The sequence below is a fragment of the Cellvibrio fibrivorans genome, assembly GCF_031457055.1.
Classification (GTDB): domain Bacteria; phylum Pseudomonadota; class Gammaproteobacteria; order Pseudomonadales; family Cellvibrionaceae; genus Cellvibrio; species Cellvibrio fibrivorans.
The window spans coordinates 1116295-1133761 of the sequence record NZ_JAVDVX010000001.1; the positions used below are offsets into that span (position 1 = coordinate 1116295).

Annotated in this window: 17 protein-coding genes; 14 read left to right on the forward strand and 3 right to left on the reverse strand. The window is 46.2% G+C overall.

Going from position 1 to position 17467, the window contains the following annotated elements:
- Positions 1-137 precede the first annotated feature (137 nt).
- The 9 genes from J2X05_RS04715 to J2X05_RS04755 all read left to right on the forward strand — a co-directional run bounded on the left by J2X05_RS04715 (position 138) and on the right by J2X05_RS04755 (position 8791).
- The gene (locus tag J2X05_RS04715; RefSeq protein ID WP_310069310.1) at positions 138-1007 is read left to right on the forward strand and encodes a YicC/YloC family endoribonuclease; all 870 of its coding nucleotides are present in this window, start codon (positions 138-140) and stop codon (positions 1005-1007) included.
- 209 nt (positions 1008-1216) lie between these two features.
- Positions 1217-1567: an ArsR/SmtB family transcription factor gene (locus J2X05_RS04720; RefSeq protein ID WP_310069313.1), complete on the forward strand. Its 351-nt coding sequence runs from the start codon at positions 1217-1219 to the stop codon at positions 1565-1567.
- Between the two features lie 69 nt (positions 1568-1636).
- A complete protein-coding gene (locus J2X05_RS04725) occupies positions 1637-2173 on the forward strand; it encodes an SRPBCC family protein (protein WP_310069316.1) in 537 nt (178 codons plus the stop codon).
- Positions 2174-2288: 115 nt separating this feature from the next.
- Entirely contained in the window at positions 2289-2759 is a 471-nt protein-coding gene (locus tag J2X05_RS04730) for an Rrf2 family transcriptional regulator (protein ID WP_310069319.1), read from the forward strand.
- Between the two features lie 3 nt (positions 2760-2762).
- Entirely contained in the window at positions 2763-3668 is a 906-nt protein-coding gene (locus J2X05_RS04735) for an NAD(P)/FAD-dependent oxidoreductase (protein ID WP_310069322.1), read from the forward strand.
- Between the two features lie 146 nt (positions 3669-3814).
- Positions 3815-4432 (forward strand): PEP-CTERM sorting domain-containing protein, encoded by a 618-nt coding sequence (locus J2X05_RS04740; RefSeq protein ID WP_310069324.1) that lies wholly within the window; start codon positions 3815-3817, stop codon positions 4430-4432.
- A 223-nt stretch (positions 4433-4655) separates the two neighbouring features.
- On the forward strand, positions 4656-6407 hold the full coding sequence (locus tag J2X05_RS04745; protein WP_310069326.1) for a PKD domain-containing protein: 1752 nt from the start codon (positions 4656-4658) through the stop codon (positions 6405-6407).
- Between the two features lie 285 nt (positions 6408-6692).
- Entirely contained in the window at positions 6693-7184 is a 492-nt protein-coding gene (locus J2X05_RS04750) for a DUF924 family protein (protein WP_310069328.1), read from the forward strand.
- A gap of 293 nt (positions 7185-7477) precedes the next feature.
- Entirely contained in the window at positions 7478-8791 is a 1314-nt protein-coding gene (locus tag J2X05_RS04755) for a type II restriction endonuclease (protein ID WP_310069330.1), read from the forward strand.
- 16 nt (positions 8792-8807) lie between these two features.
- Here J2X05_RS04755 and J2X05_RS04760 read toward each other — a convergent pair whose 3' ends face one another.
- Positions 8808-9557 carry an HNH endonuclease gene (locus tag J2X05_RS04760; protein ID WP_310069333.1) on the reverse strand — a complete coding sequence of 250 codons (750 nt, stop codon included), beginning with the start codon at positions 9555-9557 and terminating at the stop codon, positions 8808-8810.
- Between the two features lie 213 nt (positions 9558-9770).
- Here J2X05_RS04760 and dcm point away from each other — a divergent pair, with 213 nt between their 5' ends.
- The 3 genes from dcm (at position 9771) to J2X05_RS04775 (ending at position 11963) form a co-directional block, all read left to right on the forward strand.
- Entirely contained in the window at positions 9771-11165 is a 1395-nt protein-coding gene (gene dcm / locus J2X05_RS04765) for a DNA (cytosine-5-)-methyltransferase (RefSeq protein ID WP_310069336.1), read from the forward strand.
- 10 nt (positions 11166-11175) lie between these two features.
- Positions 11176-11628: a very short patch repair endonuclease gene (locus tag J2X05_RS04770; protein ID WP_310069338.1), complete on the forward strand. Its 453-nt coding sequence runs from the start codon at positions 11176-11178 to the stop codon at positions 11626-11628.
- Between the two features lie 65 nt (positions 11629-11693).
- Positions 11694-11963, forward strand: a complete 270-nt coding sequence (locus J2X05_RS04775; protein ID WP_310069341.1) for a hypothetical protein — start codon at positions 11694-11696, stop codon at positions 11961-11963.
- Positions 11964-12189: 226 nt separating this feature from the next.
- Here J2X05_RS04775 and J2X05_RS04780 read toward each other — a convergent pair whose 3' ends face one another.
- On the reverse strand, positions 12190-12843 hold the full coding sequence (locus tag J2X05_RS04780) for a helix-turn-helix transcriptional regulator (RefSeq protein WP_310069343.1): 654 nt from the start codon (positions 12841-12843) through the stop codon (positions 12190-12192).
- A 286-nt stretch (positions 12844-13129) separates the two neighbouring features.
- Between J2X05_RS04780 and J2X05_RS04785 the strand changes: the two genes are divergently transcribed.
- Both J2X05_RS04785 and J2X05_RS04790 read left to right on the forward strand, forming a co-directional pair.
- Positions 13130-13939, forward strand: a complete 810-nt coding sequence (locus J2X05_RS04785) for a Cof-type HAD-IIB family hydrolase (RefSeq protein ID WP_310069346.1) — start codon at positions 13130-13132, stop codon at positions 13937-13939.
- A 19-nt stretch (positions 13940-13958) separates the two neighbouring features.
- Positions 13959-14630 (forward strand): pseudouridine synthase, encoded by a 672-nt coding sequence (locus J2X05_RS04790; protein ID WP_310069348.1) that lies wholly within the window; start codon positions 13959-13961, stop codon positions 14628-14630.
- Positions 14631-14705: 75 nt separating this feature from the next.
- Here the strand turns inward: J2X05_RS04790 and J2X05_RS04795 are convergent, their stop codons facing one another.
- The gene (locus J2X05_RS04795) at positions 14706-17456 is read right to left on the reverse strand and encodes an ATP-binding protein (RefSeq protein ID WP_310069351.1); all 2751 of its coding nucleotides are present in this window, start codon (positions 17454-17456) and stop codon (positions 14706-14708) included.
- Between the last annotated feature and the right edge of the window lie 11 nt (positions 17457-17467).

Genomic DNA, 17467 nt, shown 5'->3' on the forward strand with positions numbered 1-17467 from the left:
ATGGGAAGGTGTGATACCATCCCCCATCTGTTGATGATTGTTAAGTTGCCGGTGAACTCTACCAGCTCTCGCCCGTAGAAGTAACCGCCCCGCGCAGTATCCACCTTGCATAGAACGACTTAGTTCCAGGAGCCCTTATGCCACGTAGTATGACTGGATTTGCCCGCCGTGAAGCCAAACTCCCCTGGGGTACGCTGGTATGGGAAATCCGCAGTGTGAATCACCGCTACCTTGAACCCAGCTTCCGCCTGACGGAAGATTTCCGTGAAATTGAACCCCACCTGCGCGATGCCATGCGCAAAGCCCTGCAGCGCGGAAAAGTTGAAGCCAGCCTGAGCGTGCAGTGGGAGCAGGAAGGTGAGTCTGATTTGGGCATCAACCTCAACAAGATCGCGCAATTAACCAAGGCCGCACAACAAATTAATAGCCTCCTCGGCGCCGTCGCTGCGCCCGTGAATGCATTGGATATCTTGCGCTGGCCAGGTGTAATCCAAAAACAGGAATTGGATCGCGAGCAAATGCACAAAGCCGCGCTCGAATTGTTTGATCTCGCACTCGAAGGTTTGATCGAACACCGCTCGCGCGAGGGCGCAGAGCTGCAACAATTAATTATTAACCGCTTGGATAGCGTTTCGGCACAGGTTGTTAATGTGCGTGCACGCATGCCGGAAATCCTCGCGGCGCAGCGCGAAAAATTGCACACCAAGCTCGCCGCACTGCAAGTGGATTTGGAGCCCGAACGCCTGGAGCAGGAAATTGTATTGCTCGCGCAAAAAGCCGATGTCGATGAAGAACTCGACCGCCTAGACACGCACGTCATTGAAGTCAAACGTAGCCTAAAACAAACCGACTCCCTCGGCCGTCGCCTGGATTTTTTAATGCAGGAATTAAATCGCGAAGCCAATACCCTTTCATCAAAATCGATTGTGAGCGAGACGACACAAGCGGCGGTGGAATTGAAGGTGTTGATTGAGCAGATGCGGGAGCAGGTGCAAAACATCGAGTAACATTTTCCAAACCTGAACATTGGCCGCCACTTTATAAATCCGGGCGGCCAAGGCATCTAATTCCTCCCGCTGCAGATTACGGGCACTAGTCTCCCCTTCATCATCTAACCACCCTGATTCATACCAACTGCCGGTGTTAAAATCAGCTTGCGTAAAATTATTCAACCAAATGGTTGACAATGGCTTTGTTCAGGAGAATACTTAACCATATGGTAAACAATCAAAGCGAACAACTTGATGCCGTATTCCATGCCCTTGCCGACCCTACGCGGCGGGCGATGGTCGCGCGGCTGGCACAGGCGCCCTGCGGCATTAGCGAACTGGCTGCGCCGTTTGATATGACGCTCGCAGCGGTTTCCAAACACATCAAAGTATTGGAAGGTGCGGGTTTAGTAGTGCGCAATATTCAGGGGCGCAACCATACCTGCCAACTCGACACCCGCCCCATGCACGGTGGCATTGAATGGCTGCGCCACTATGAACAGTTCTGGAACCAACGGCTGGATGCACTGACCGCTGTGTTGATCGCAGAGGATCAAACGCGCAACAGCAAGGATTAAACCGGGTCACCGCTCTCCGAGTCAGACCCTTGATCGTCCACAACAGGCCACTGGCCAAAGGAGTTTGAGATGAATGACTACGGCGTATTAACTGCACCGGATACCCTGCGCATTGAACGCATGTTGCCCGGCCCGATTGAACGGGTCTGGCAATATCTGACCGATTCCGACAAACGCTCCACCTGGCTAGCTGAGGGGAGCGTCGAACAAAAGATCGGCGGCAAAGTGGAGCACACTTTCCGCAATTCCGAGTTGTCACCCGAACACGATATTCCACCACCCAAATATTCCAACTGCGCGGGTGATGTACCCATGCTCGGTAAAGTCACCGCCTGCGAGCCGTTGCGCTTACTCAGCTATTTATGGAATGCCGGATCTGAGGGTGAATCGGAAGTGAGTTTTGAACTCGCACAGATCAAGGATCAGGTAAAACTCACCGTCACCCATCGCCGCTTGAGTAATCCCGACGAGCGCTTAAGTGTCGCCGGTGGCTGGCATACCCATCTCAATATCTTGCGCGATCGACTGGAGGGCAAAACTCCGGAAGGATTCTGGAAGGTGCATACACGTCTGGAACAGGAATATGCGCAGCGTTTGGCAGGCTAACAATCTCCGGTCACATCACGCAACAATCGATCAAGTAACATTAAAAGTTGCATAAGCTAAAAGCATGCAGTATCTTTTCACGTAACAAATAGTATTACGTGAAAAGGTGCTGCTTATGAAACGCGATTCCCGACTGTCGGGCGTGCTCCACGTCCTCCTGCATATGGCCGAAACCAATGTCCCCATGACATCGGAAGCCTTGGCCAACATGATGAAAACCAACCCGGTGGTGATTCGCCGTGTGCTCGCCGGTTTGCGTGAGCACCAGCTCGTCTGTTCCGCCAAAGGCCACGGTGGCGGCTGGCAGATTTGTCGCGAATTGGAAACCATCACCCTGCATGATATTTACCTCGCACTGGATAAACCCACCTTGCTCGCCATGGGCAACCGCACCGAGGCACCCGGTTGTCTGGTGGAAGAAGCGGTGAACAACGCGCTCAACCAAGCCTTTCACGAAGCTGAAAACCTGCTGCTGGAACGCTTCCGCAGCGTGACCCTCGCGCAACTCAGCGCCGATTTCCACCAGCGCAAACAGGCCCACGGGTTCACCGGCAACCACGAACATTCCATTTTTTCGGGGGAATAACACATGCAAATTTTCGACGTGATTGTGATTGGCGGCAGTTACGCCGGTATGGCGGGCGCACTGCAATTGGCGCGCGGGCGGCGCAATGTCGCGGTGATTGATGCGGGTATTCGCCGCAACCGTTTTGCCGAACATTCGCATGGCGTATTGGGGCAGGATGGAAAGCCGCCTGCGCAAATTGCTGCAGAAGCAAAAGCACAGTTGCTTGAGTATCCCAACCTCACCTGGATTGAAGGCAGAGTTGAGTCGGCAGAAAAAGCGGGCGATTTATTTACGGTTATCACTAGCGATAATCAAACCCTGAACGCCAAACGATTACTGCTCGCCACCGGCGTGAGCGACCATTTGCCCGCCATTACCGGCCTGCAAGACCGCTGGGGCAAAACCGTTTTTCACTGTCCTTATTGCCACGGTTACGAACTGAACCAGGGCTCGCTCGGCGTGCTCGCCGTTAGTGAAGCCTCGGTACACCAAGCGCTGTTGATTCCCGATTGGGGTCCAACCACCTTGTTCACCAATAATTGTTTTACGCCGAGTGAGTTGCACCAACAACAATTGGCCGCGCGCAATGTGCGTATCGAAACCGAAGCCGTGAGCGAAATTGCCGGCGAGCAATCCGCCATTGTGAAACTCGCCAATGGTCGATTGGTCGAGCTAGCCGGGTTATTCGTTGCGTCACTTACCAAACCCGCCAGCCCCATCGCCTATGATCTGGGCTGCGAGCTGGCCGAAAGCCCGGTCGGCTTTTATGTAAAAACTGACGAATTCAAACAAACCACTGTTCCCGGCGTGTACGCCTGTGGTGATCTAGGCCGGGCGATGGGTAGCGTAACCTTTGCGATTGGCGATGGTGCGCTGGCAGGGTTTGCAGTACATCGCTCGCTAATCTTTGATGGTTTGCCTGCGTAAAACGCGATTAATCGATCGAAAGTGTCGATTAATTTAACATGTATAGCGTTTTGTGATTTAAGAAATTGTTATAATTCAATCACTTAGTGATTTGGCGCCAAAATTGCTATACGGATGGCGTCATATTCATCTTGTTAGGAAAACACATGTTCACTAAGCACGTAGTAAGTTTTTTCGCCGCCACCCTTATCAGCCTTGGGGCTAATGCCGGCATTATTTTTGAAGACGATTTTAATACTGAAGCAGGAGCTGCAGGAGTTTCCAGCCTCAACTACACCGGTTTCAGCAATTGGGCCGTATCTAACGGTACTGTCGATGTAGTCGCAAATGGCAACGGCTGGGGCATCACCTGTGCCGGTGGTAGCGGCAAATGTGTGGATCTGGACGGATCAAGCGGTAACGCCGGCATACTCACCAGCTCTTTGTTGTCGCTCGGCGCGGGCACTTACACCCTGAGCTTTGATATTTCCGGCAACCAACGCGGCGGCGGAGCTGACAGCTTCACCTTGGCATTAGGCGGATTTTTGAATGAATCATTCAGTCTTGTTCCTACTGCACCATGGCAAACCATTACCCGCACCTTCACCGTAGTGGGTAACAGTGCAAACAACATCATTTTCAACCACGCTGGTGGCGATAATATCGGCATCATGCTCGACAACATTTCCTTGAGCAAAGCGGATGTTCCAGAGCCAGCTACCTTGGCAATGTTTGCTTTGGGTTTGATCGGTTTGGGTTTTGCTCGTCGTCAAGCGCGCAAATAAACCAGATTTAGATTTACCAAAAACGGCTCCTTCGGGGGCCGTTTTTTTTGGCCAAGATCCACGCAAATGAAAACGGTTAGAAAACGATGATGAATATATCGCAGATGCAATCAAGCATTCCTGCAACAATAACGGAGGTGATAGTGGTGTTGGTTGTCTTACTATAGAACATTACCCTGTTAATCATTTCATTGGACAGCTGTACTTATTTGGAAATTTCCCCATGACACTTTTAAAAGATGCTTCTTATAAACCTTTTACCACTTGCCTGTTTGTTTTGCTTACGCAATTTAGCCTTACCACGACAGCAGCAACATTTTTGGAAATAGATACCGATGAGGGTGAGTTTCTGTTTCAGGGTAAAGATGTAAATGTCAGCGACGATGATGGTGATTTTGCGTTATTTTATTCAGCGCCCAATCAATTATCGGGTGGATTTACCTGGAGCACACCCGCTGCAGATAAATACAACATTCAATTAACCTTTTTCTCGGGCACAGATAAAAAATTCCAGGTTGGCCCCTATTTAAATACCAAGGGGCCAGGTTGGCTACAAGGTCAAATCGAACCGGCATTGGATGTGAATTTGATTGGCGCAGGCAGAGGCTGCTCATCGAATACCGGTGAATTCGTTGTTTATGAATTTGAGCCAACAGCAAAACCACCCCGCTATGCCATTAACTTTACCCAGTATTGTGTGCTCGGCAATCAAGCACAAATACGCGGCATATTGCGCATCAATTCCAACTTCCCAAAACAGGATTCCAAACCGCTTGCCGCTATTTCTTTACCTGAACCAAAAGCAATTGAAGGCAAACAATATCGGGTAAGCGGCGAAAACTCCCGCGCGCAGCAAGGTGAAATTATTCGTTATGAATGGAGTCAGGTATCTGGCCCAGCGGTGACATTTATCGATGCAACACAGGAGACTGCATTAATTACCCTGCCAAAAAGTCTGCCCTTGGGCGGTGCCGATATTCTGCTGCAATTAACGGTGACGAATACAGCGGGCAATAGCGCAACCGCTCAAACCAGTATTCACGTCGATAGTAAAAGCGATCCACAATCATTTTTTCGCAGTGTGACGGGAACCGAATTCCCAACCAATGATACCAATTGGCAATTTTATATCGGCCAAAACAATTTAATTAACGCTGTAGGCGGCAGTTGGGGCGTAATGGCTGACATAAGCACGAGCACTTCCGCACCTCCTGAATATCGTGTCTCTATTAATCCACCGGAAAATCAGAATCTGCAACCGGGTCTTTATGAAAATGCGCGGCGTTTTGCAGGTGCAACGGCAGGGCTGGATTTTTCGGCGAACGGTTTTGGCTGCAATGCTTCGTATGGTTCATTTAATGTATTAAGTATTCAAAATGAAGGGGATCTGCTCACGCAATTCCACGCGCGTTTTACCCATTACTGCGAATCACTTGTTGCCACACCTACCAGTGGAGAAATCGCTTTCAACGTGTTTGATCCCAACGTGCCTAAAATTAATATCGCAGTGCCGCAAACTATTCTGGAAGGCGATACGGTCACGCTGGATGCGTCTGCTTCGGTAGACAACGTAGGTAGTATCACCACCTACCAATGGACAGGGCCGAACAACATCGTCATTGAAAACAGCAATAAAGCCATTGCATCATTTAAAGCCCCCGCACTGACGGGCACAGCTCCTCTATTGGCTATTTTTAAATTACATGTGACCGACAATGAAGGCTACCAAGCCGAAAAATCGGTCACGCTGACTATTTCTCCCAAACCAAAATCATCCAGCGCCTCATCAAGTAGTGCTAAATCCAGCACTGCAAATACCAGTGGTTCTAATACCAGTGTTTCAAATTCAAACGGATCAAGTTCAGGTGGTGGGGGTGCAGCAAGTTTATGGTATTGCCTTGGCTTGCTGATGCTAGTGCTGTTGCAAGCATCACGCCGCTCATTAATCCGCACAGGGTGTGCACGCGACATATAAATCGTCAGAATTCAATCAGGCGGGTGTACTCATCTCACCCGCCTCTTTGGATTCGCTTTACCCGTTTTGAGCACCAAAAATTTGCGGGGTGATCTCCACTAACTCGGCTAATCTATTCAAACGCATTTTTCGCTATGCAAGCACCACATCCAGATTCACAATAATTGACATACAACCTCCTTATTTAGTGAGCTCAGATTCTTAATTTCCCCTACATAGGGCTCACCCCACTGAAGTCCCCCTAAAATCAAGGTAATCTGCCGTTTTCATTAGAGGGAAATAGATATGTACGAAGACATTCTCAATTTCTGGTTTAACGAACTCACCCCTGCGCAATGGTGGGCGAAAGATGAAAAGTTGGACGAGCAAATTAAACAACGCTTTTCCGCTATTCATAACCAAGCAACTCGCTGCGAATTATTTGATTGGCGCATGGCCGCAAAAGGGCGCCTGGCAGAAATTATTATTCTCGACCAATTCTCCCGCAATATCTTCCGCGATACTCCCCAAGCCTTCGCCAATGACTCATTAGCTTTGGCACTCGCGCAAGAAGCGCTGGCCGTAGACGCCGACAAAGCATTGTCTCCCACCGAACGCAGTTTTCTCTACATGCCGTTTATGCACAGCGAATCTGCAGAAATCCATAAAGTAGCCGTGATGTTATTTAGCGCACCGGGGATGGAAAATAATCTGGATTTTGAGCTTCGACACCAAACGATCATTAACCGATTAAGATTCTTGGCAGGGAATCTACGCCTGAGGAGATTGAGTTTTTGAAGGAGCCGGGGTCGGGGTTTTAGATAGAGCAAAGACCTAGATGGTTTAAGTCTTGGTGGATTTGTATAGGCAGACTATACATATTTGGGGGTTTTTAAACCGAACCGACCATTTTCGTGACTTCAGGAAAATGATCGGGAACAGCGAATGTAATATCGTGTATTCCCAAAACCATCGTCTATAGTGGAGAATCCGACAATTTACATTCAGCTCATACAACAATCACGCGATAAAAAATTCAACCAAGCTATTATTTGAAAAAATATTAAACCGCCTCTCTCATTCAGGAAGAAATGCCAAAAATGATCAAGAACTATCCAACACTGGCAGATAGAGAAAACGAATTTACCTTTGAACAAGGTATAAGGGAGCCACATCCTGCAGAGTATCTTGGAGCAGGCATTCAAAAAATTGCAGAATGGCTTGAGGAAATAAAAACAACCAATTGCTTATTTTATGCGAAACGCTTATCTGGAAATGACACAGGTGCGACCAAATCGCATCAGGCTGGTATTTATTTTCCTAATAAGGTAATGGCTGATGTGTTTCCCGAAATAGCCCGTACTGATATTCACAATCCTGATTATTTTTTTAAAGCAATTGTGAATTCTCATAGCTTGCCCGAACAGGAGTTAAGGGTAATTTACTACAATGGAAAGCTGAGAGGTGATGGAACAAGAAATGAAAAAAGAATTACACGCTGGAAAGAATCGGCTGAAACTACGCCGTTACAAGATTCAGATAATACTGGGGCTCTCGTTTTATTTGCATTTTTAAAAGAACAAGAAGAAAAAAATTCCGAGTATCTAAAAATATGGGTCTGCAAAGATCCCGAGGAAGAGGCTTACGCTGAATTAATATTAGGAGAGGTGATTCCAGGCAATGGGGTTTTTGGGCGACCATTGAATATTTTTGGTGGTTTTCAGCTTCCGAATGGAAAACTACAAAACCCAAATGTACTGCCATCCAGTTGGAAAGACACGTTTCCTAGTGGACAAGATATTCTTAATTTCCTTTTTGAAAAATATTCCTTTCTTGATATCGCACCTGACGAACGCCTAATGCAGCGCAGATCAAAGGAATTTGACCTATTTAAAACCATTGAAAATATTCACAGCATACCTTTAGTTAGCAAAGGCTTTGATAATATTGAAGATTTTATTGCTGTAGCAAACTCGATTACAAATAGAAGAAAATCAAGATCTGGTAGGTCTTTGGAAATTCATTTGGAAAAAATCTTTACAGAAGAGGGGTTAATCCACTTTAGTTCACAATGTGTGACAGAAAACAACAAAAAGCCGGATTTCATTTTTCCTTCGCATGATGCATATCACAATATAGGTTTTCCGACCGATAAACTGCGGATGCTTGCAGTTAAAACAACCTGCAAAGATAGATGGCGCCAGCTACTTAATGAAGCACACAGGATTAAAAACCCCTTCCTTTTTACACTTCAGGAAGGGGTTTCTGTTAACCAATATAAAGAGATGAAACATGAAGGGGTTACATTGGTAATTCCGGAACCCATTCGTAAAACATTCCCTGAAGAGATAAGAAGCGAGCTGCTTAATTTAAGCAACTTTATCGAGCAAACCAAAAGCTTGTAACTTTAATCTTCATTGCTCACGCTTCCATGGCCTCAATATACACTCTTAATTTATTACGCAGTGCATGCCGGTTCTTTCCATGATGCACTTCTCGATGACAATGTGGACAAAGAGCAGCTGCATTAATAAATGTGTCATCCCCCTCCTCACTTAATGGCACGACATGATGAACTTCTAGGTAAGTACTATCGTCATCACGTGTGAACAACTCACGAGAACAGTCCGGCATTTCACATTTTCCATCCGATCGAAGTAACACTGCAGCAACAATATAAGGGTTCCGAATAAATTCAGCTCTTTCTACAGGTCGCTTTGGTGGCTTGCCTGTTGCAGCTATTGCACGATCAAAAATGACCTGCCTGTTAGCGCGCTTTATGATCTCTTGAGATGCTGCAACCTGAGAGATAGGGGCAAAATCCAATTTAGCTACAAAAAGCTGGGATCCGATATTACCGATTAAAACTTTGTCTCCCTGAGCTAACCATGAGCTGATTATTCCATGCCCCATTCGCGGCTCTGGATTGCGTTCTGCATCAGGCGATCTTTCGGAGTAATAATATGATGACAATATTGTTGGAGTAGCTGGATCAAAAAGTACAGTAACCTCAAAGCTCGGTGCTGGCCTTTCATCGGCAGGCAAAATGCCAGCTGCCTCAATTGCAAGACGTTGTTTTTCATTAGGCAAGTATGCACTTTTCGTTTTATCCGTTTTACTTACTTTTTTAATTCCAAAATTATCGAACACCTTATTCCAATCAACCATCATTCAATCCTAAGTATTCAACTATAAACAATAGTTTTGAAGAGTACGCATCTTTTAAACTGAGTCAAGGCGCCTCATCTGATTAAGTTTTACTCTCACAATATTGCGTTACGTAGAAACAACATACATAATACTGTATATACATACAAATCATTTGACTCTCTGGGTCAAGTATGTGATAGTTTTTCACACACTTGACCCAGAGAGGATCAATAAATGATCTCCCCACAGGATGACCTTTCCTTTTTAAATACTTTGCTCGAAATTTATGATCAAAAATTCATCGCTGACACTTTAAATAGTCTTGGCGATGATAAGTGGTCCAGAGAATCTATAAATCGATGGTGCAACGGAAAGGCAAAATGCAAATTTTCTAGTAGAGAATTGAATCATCTTCGATCATTACTTCCCTCTCGCCCAAAACAAGACAGCTACGAATTCAAATTTATTGACCTATTTGCTGGTATTGGCGGGCTAAGAAAAGGGTTTGATAATATTGGAGGTAAATGTGTATTTACTTCCGAATGGAACCCCTATGCAGTTAAAACCTACAAAGCAAATCATTACTGTGATCCTGCAGAGCATACTTTTAATTCTGATATTCGCGATGTAACTTTAAGTAATGATGAATCTGTCGATATAGAGCAGGCTTACGAACACATCAGGAAAAATATTCCAGACCACGATGTCCTTCTTGCAGGATTTCCTTGCCAACCATTCTCTCTTGCAGGTGTTTCCAAGAAAAATGCACTTGGAAGAACGCATGGTTTCGAATGCGAAACGCAAGGTACATTATTTTTTGATGTAGCCCGTATTATTGCAGCCAAAAAACCTGCTGCTTTTTTGCTGGAGAATGTGAAAAATTTAAAAAGCCACGATAAAGGCAAAACATTCAAAGTCATAACAGATACACTTGATGACCTTGGCTATTGGATTTCTGATGTAGAAATTATGACCTCCAATGATCCAAAGATTATCGATGCGAAGAATTTTGTTCCTCAGCATAGAGAAAGAATTGTTTTAGTCGGATTCAGAAAAGACCTCAATGTTCATGAAGATTTCACTCTTAAAGACGTTGAAAAATTCTATCCAAAAATAAAACCTTCTTTTAAAGACATTCTTGATAATAGAGTAGATAAAAAGTACATCCTTACTCCAAAGCTTTGGGAGTATCTTTACAATTACTCGAAAAAACATAAAGAGAAAGGTAATGGGTTTGGATATGGCCTTGTAAATCCAAAAGATAAAAAATCCTGTGCCAGAACGCTATCCGCGAGGTATCACAAAGATGGCTCCGAAATTCTCGTCGATAGAGGCTGGGACCTCGAATTAGGTGAAATAAAATTTGATGACTCAGTCAATCAAAATAAGCGACCAAGAAGATTGACGCCAAGAGAATGCGCAAGATTGATGGGCTTTGATAAGCCAAATGAAAATGACTTTAGAATCCCAGTATCAGATACTCAAGCATATAAACAGTTTGGAAATTCTGTAGTTGTACCTGTTTTTGAAGCTGTGGCACAACTAATGAAGAGCAGAATTTTAGCTGCAAAAAATAAGTTAGGGAAAACGAAAGCAACCATAAAGAAAACTAGTGCTATAGCAGCATAATACAATCAAGATGGATGTTGTCGATAAGCAAAAACGCTCCGCAATGATGGCCGGAATAAAGGGCAAAAATACTCGCGGAGAAATTGCTATCCGCAAGGGATTGCACAAGCTGGGGTTCCGCTACCAGCTACACAGAAAAGACTTACCAGGAAAACCAGATCTCGCTTTTCCAAAACATCATGCAATTATTTTTATTAATGGCTGCTTCTGGCACGCACACGGTTGTCACATATTCAAATGGCCATCGACTCACGTTGAGTTTTGGAAGGAAAAGATAAGTACAAACAAAATCCGTGATGAACGAAATACTCAAGCATGTACAGCTATGGGTTGGAAGGTATTGGTAATTTGGGAATGTGCATTGAAAGGAAAATTTCGTCGCAATCTTAACGAAGTTGTCCACACCACCGCCAACTGGCTTCTATACGATTCTCAATCAGCAGAAATTAAAGGAAAGATGTGACTTATAGTCTGTAGACTACATATTAATGGAATCCCATAATAACTAAAAATTAACGAGGATTCGTAATGACAAGTCATCAAGTAGTTGAACATCTAATTGGTAGCATTGAAGAAGAATTTGAAGGCTACGAGATTTATATCGAAAATAATCCTGACCATTATCGTGGTGGTTATGAATGGTCAGTTTGTAAAGATGATGAGATGCTGCATTCTGACTTGGCCTTCAGTATAGAAAGTGCCATCACTGAAGCAAAAGACTTCATCCTCGCTTTGAATAAAAATGAGGATTTTATGCTCACGACAATTAATCCTTTACCCCTAAAATCCCCCTCTTAAATTCCAAATGAACCTGAATTAATCAATACGACCACCGCGCCAGCCGCATCAAACCGGCCCGTCCACCTTTAACACTTACAGGGAATTTTTATGTCTCTATTGCCTGACCAACACTCCACGACAGATCCACCAACATCCACTTTTGTGTTGGAAGAGCAGTTGCAGGAATTTCGGGGGAAACGGTAACCCGTATTTCGCTAGGCTCCATACGGGCTACGTATTGGTTTTATTCGACATTGTCCTTTGCATCTTCTATTGCTTGAATCAGGTAATTGGGTTGGTCGGTGCCGAGGCGGATAAATGATCCGCCTTTCAACTCGATTTCAACTCCCAACAAACCCGAGACGTTGTAGATCCAGCCGGTGCCGTAGGCGTGGATGCCGAACCCCATCCAGATAGGATTTTTTACTTTTTTGCATTGGCCAACTTCTTCCAGTGGCAAACTCTTCTTGAATAGGCCGGGGCCAAAGTACCAACTGATTTCGCTTTCGTTGACTTCGATGGTCATGGAGCTGAACGCAATCGCGACCAGCGTGAGTACACCAAACAGAACGCCGATACCTGCCGCAGGGAGCGCCACGGCAAGATCATTAATCGCCAATACCAATGCCGCAACCATTGATATACCGGCAAGGGTAACAAAGCCCCATTGCTTATGTTTGTAAGCCTGATAAGCACCATCGCGCCAGAACAATGTATCGGCTTCTACATTAAAAACGGCGGCGAGGGCTTTGATCGATTCTTGCGAGCCGCTGCCGCGCGCTTCCAATCGCTGGATGGTGCGCAGCCCAAGGCCCGTCATTTCGGCAAGTTGTTCTTGCGACCATAAACGCTCGGTGCGGTATTTTCTAATCAGTGACGATTTTGCTTTCATATCCATCTTTCATTACTCCAGGTGTATTCATCCAAGTGAATTGATGTGGAGCAAATTACCTGAAGAGTTGTTAATTAGGTGACGCCACCCACCTGCCAATCGCCCGCCACACCAGTAAACATAAGGGTTTTAGCATGTGGCCCACATGGAGTTTAACGGAATGCGGGGTTTGGGGCATGGTGTTGGTGTATTTCGGGGCATTAGATAAAATTCAAGGTTAATATCAAAAGCTCCCGTATTTCGCTAGGCTTCATACAGGCTACACATCACTCATTTTACCTTGGAATTTTTAATGTTTGAAAAACCACAAACGCCCAGCACCTTTGTGTTTGATATGGATGGCACCCTGCTAAATGAACACCACGAACTTTCGCCGCTGACGATTCGCGCATTAAATGAACTGCGCGAGCGCGGTCATCATCTGGTTATCGCGACTGGCAGGCACTTTATGGATATCCGCGCTTACCTGAAACAGTTGGGCGGTGGAATTGCGACGATTACCTGTAACGGTGCGATGATTCATAACGGCGCGGGTGAGTTAATTCAGCGCGCCTGTTTGCCGCTTGCGGTGAATGAGATCTTGCTGCCGCTGGGTGAAAAATGTGGTGTGCATTTGAATATGTATACGGATTCCGAGTGGCTGGTGAATGCGCCCTGCGAATCCATGTTGGATGCCCACGCACAATCGCAATTTTTTTATCGCCAAATTGCATTGCAAGAAATGCTCGCCACACCGGCATTAAAGATTTTGTTTTACGGTGAAAATGCAATGCTGCAACAACTCAAGACGCAAATACTGGCTGCGCTAACCCTGCCAATTCATTTGACGTTTTCCGATGAATATTATCTGGAAGCTATGCCGCAGGCTATTTCCAAAGGCCACGCACTGAGAACATTAATGGAACATCTACAACGGCCACTTGCCAACAGCATGGCGTTCGGTGATGGTTTTAATGATGTGGAGATGTTCCAGACAGTTGCTCATCCGATAGTGATGGATAATGCGAGCGAAAAACTCAAACAGTTATTTCCTGCTGCACAGCGTGCGCAAGCACATCATAAAGATGGTGTAGCGACATTTTTATATGAGCGGGTGTTGTAAGGTTGCGTATGGATAGATCATGCAAGTAAAACTAGACACTTTCATTGCTCCGCCATGCCTTGATGAAATCAGTATCTTATTTCAGGACGAGCATTTACTTTTGATCAATAAACCGGGCGGCTTGTTGAGTTTGTCGGGGAAAAATCCGCTCAATAAAGATTCTGTGCATTTTCGTTTGGTGAAAAATTTCCCCACTGCGACGCTTGTGCATCGGCTTGATTTTGGCACCTCGGGAATTATGGTTGTTGCACTGAATAAATATGTAAACGCGCATATTGGCAAACAATTTCAGTCAGGGACGATCACCAAAACCTATACCGCGCTTCTGCACGGCCATGTCGAGCAAGACAGCGGCCACATTGAATTACCTATCGCCAAAGATCCACCCAATTTTCCGCTGCAAAAAATTTGTTTTGATTCGGGGAAAAATGCGTTAACGCATTACGCCGTAATCGAACGCAATAGTTCGCCAGCGACCACGCGGGTGTTATTTACGCCGGTATCGGGTCGAACACACCAATTGCGGATTCACAGCCGCGAACTCGGCCATTCGATTTTGGGGTGTGATTTATATGCGAGTGAAGACGCTTTTCAGATGGCGCCACGTTTGATGTTGCACGCAACAACGCTTGAATTTGATCATCCGGTGACGGGGGAGAAAATATGCGGGCGAAGTAATTGTCCGTTTTGATTATGATAAAAGACGATTGCCAAACGCGTAGTGATGTGATCTGGAAGAAATGATTTATAAGTATGTTCTATAGCATCACTCGCCCAACCATCCGCGCACCACTTTTTCAACCTTCTCCAAATCATACTGGCGCAACGCATTAACCAATTGTTGATGCCGCTGCTTGCCAAGTTGTCCTACATTCAATTCACCAATAATTTTTTTACTGGCAGCCATATCACCACTTGCCGCGACTGTGGCTAATTCCTGCAATCTCGGTTTGAAAATAGTTAAATCGACATTAGCATCTTCTATGACATCATCTTCGTTTTCTGATTCTGTCGCATGATCAAAATCAACCTGGGCATAGTGTTGCAAGGCTTTAAACACATCCTCAAACGCGTAGGGTTTACCGATAAATTCCTGAAATCCCTGCGCGAGATAATAAGTACGTTCATGCTCCAAACTGGAGGCTGATACTGCCACCATAGGTGTATTGCTATAAGCAGGTAATACACGCAGGCGACGCAACATTTCCAAACCATTTAAATGGGGCATGCGGATGTCGGTAAAAATAATATCGAACTGCTGCGCCTGACACATTGCAAGACCTTCGCGACCATCGTGTGCAGCGTAGGTTTCGCAGCCGATTTGTTGCAGTAGATCGACCAGAATTTCGCAGCTAGCCTGGTCATCTTCCACGACCAATACTTTACATTGCGTGCCGGGTTGCAGATGCTGTGTTTGTTGGTGGGAATCGCGCTCATCCAACACAATATTTTCACTCACCAACGGCAATCGCAAATGCGCGAGCGTACCCTGGCCGAGGATACTGGAGAGCTGCAAACTGCCGCCCATGCCTTCCGCGAGATGGCGCGAGAGTGTGAGGCCCAAGCCAGTACCACCCGCATCCTCACCTGCTTGCCCCTGTTTAAATGCCGCAAATAATTCCGCTAATTCTTGCTCGGAAATTCCGGGGCCGGTATCTCCGATGACAAACTCGACTTCACCGGCGAGGAGGGCGACATATAAACTTACACTGCCTTCGGGCGTAAATTTAATCGCGTTGCCTAATAAATTTAGCAATATCTGGCCGATTTTTTGGCGGTCACCTTTCACGATGTAGGGATCAGGTAAATCAACTTGGGTAATTAAATTCAGACCTTTATTTTGCGCTCGCTCGGCCATAATGGTTTGTATATCGGCAACTTCCTGATGCAAATCAAAATATTCTTTACGCAGGTTAAGCACGCCGGATTCGATTTTGGATAAATCCAGCACATCGTTGATCAAACCCAGCAGCCGCTGGCTGGACACCAGAATTAATTGCAGTCGTTCGCGCTGGTTGCCGGTAAATTTTTCGTCGCGCATCAGCAGTTGGGTGTAACCCAATACCGCATTAAGCGGGGTGCGGATTTCATGGCTCATATTGGCAAGGAAGCGGCTTTTTGCACGTGTCGCCTCCTCCGCAACTTCCTTGGCGAGCGACAATTGTTTTTCCGCTTCTTTTTGCGCGGAAATATCGCGCCCTATTCCGAGAATACCTACGGCATTGCCCTGCTCGTCGCGCACGGCGACTTTTAAGGTATCTAACAGGTACTCATCTTGTTCGCTGACCTTTATCGATTGTTCGTAGCGATGCAATTCGCTGCTTTTTAAGGCTTGCTGATCATTGTGACGAAAAAAATCCGCAAGGTCGCGCCCGACTAACTCATCTTCCGTTTTGCCGATAATATAGTCTTCGCTCTGCCCCAACATTTTGGCAAAGGCCTTATTGCAGCTGATGTAAACGCCCTCCAGATTTTTAAACCACACCGGATCAGGAATATTATCGAGCAGGCTGCGCAGATGTTGTTCGCGCGCGCGCAACGCCGTTTGCGATTCCTGCAATTGCTCCTGGGTTTGCTGGCGCTGCACTACTTCATTAAGTAACCAGTCATTGGCTTTGCGCAGCGCCTGGGTGTGCGATAACACTTCTGCTTCAAGACGTGTCTGGTTTTCGCGCAAGAGTTCATCATGCTCCTGCCGCGTGCGAATATACGCGGTTAACAAACCTATCAGTGTCAAACCTATCGCGAGTACCGAAAATTGTAACCAACTGGGTTGATACCAGGGGCGCGGATCGAGTTGTGCAGCGAGCGTAATTTCTCGCGCGGTGGCAGCAAGGCGTTGCGCTTCGCTGTGTTCGATATACCCGAGTGCCGAGACCAGAAAAAATACCAGCCCCACACCTGCACACAATAATAAAAATGCCTGCGCATGAGTATTCTGGCGAATGCGCGGAATTAATAACCACGCAAATAATGCAGTCACAATCAACATGCCGACGCTATCGCCCATCCACCAAAATGCCCAGGTTTTTCCCAGCTCACCAGCAGGCACAATGCCGAGCGCATTCAATGTGTAAGCACCAATACTGGAAGAGATAAGCGCACAGAAAAAAATGCTGGCGATAAAAATCAGCGTGCGACGCAAATTAACTAACAGGTTGCGGCTTAATAAACCACGGTTAATGCGCGCGATAATGACGGCCTGCAACATATCGCCACCAGCAATAAGCGCTGCAGCCCCCCAGTTTGTATAACTGCGTCCGATAAGAGGATCAAAATGTAAAAATTGGGTGGCGAAAAGGGCTCCTAAAAAAAGCCCTGGCAACACGCGCAGGCCAAATAACAAAAACCCAAACAATGCCAAGCCTGCTGCTGGCCAAACCAACGAGACCTGGGAGGTCAGCGAACTCCAGGCCATCCCGAATTGAACCAATAAAAAATAAACCACCGCAAAACCCAGGTTCAGCAGTGGCAATTTAGCGAATAGATAAAGCGATTTACGGGAGAGCTTTAGCACCGGCACACACC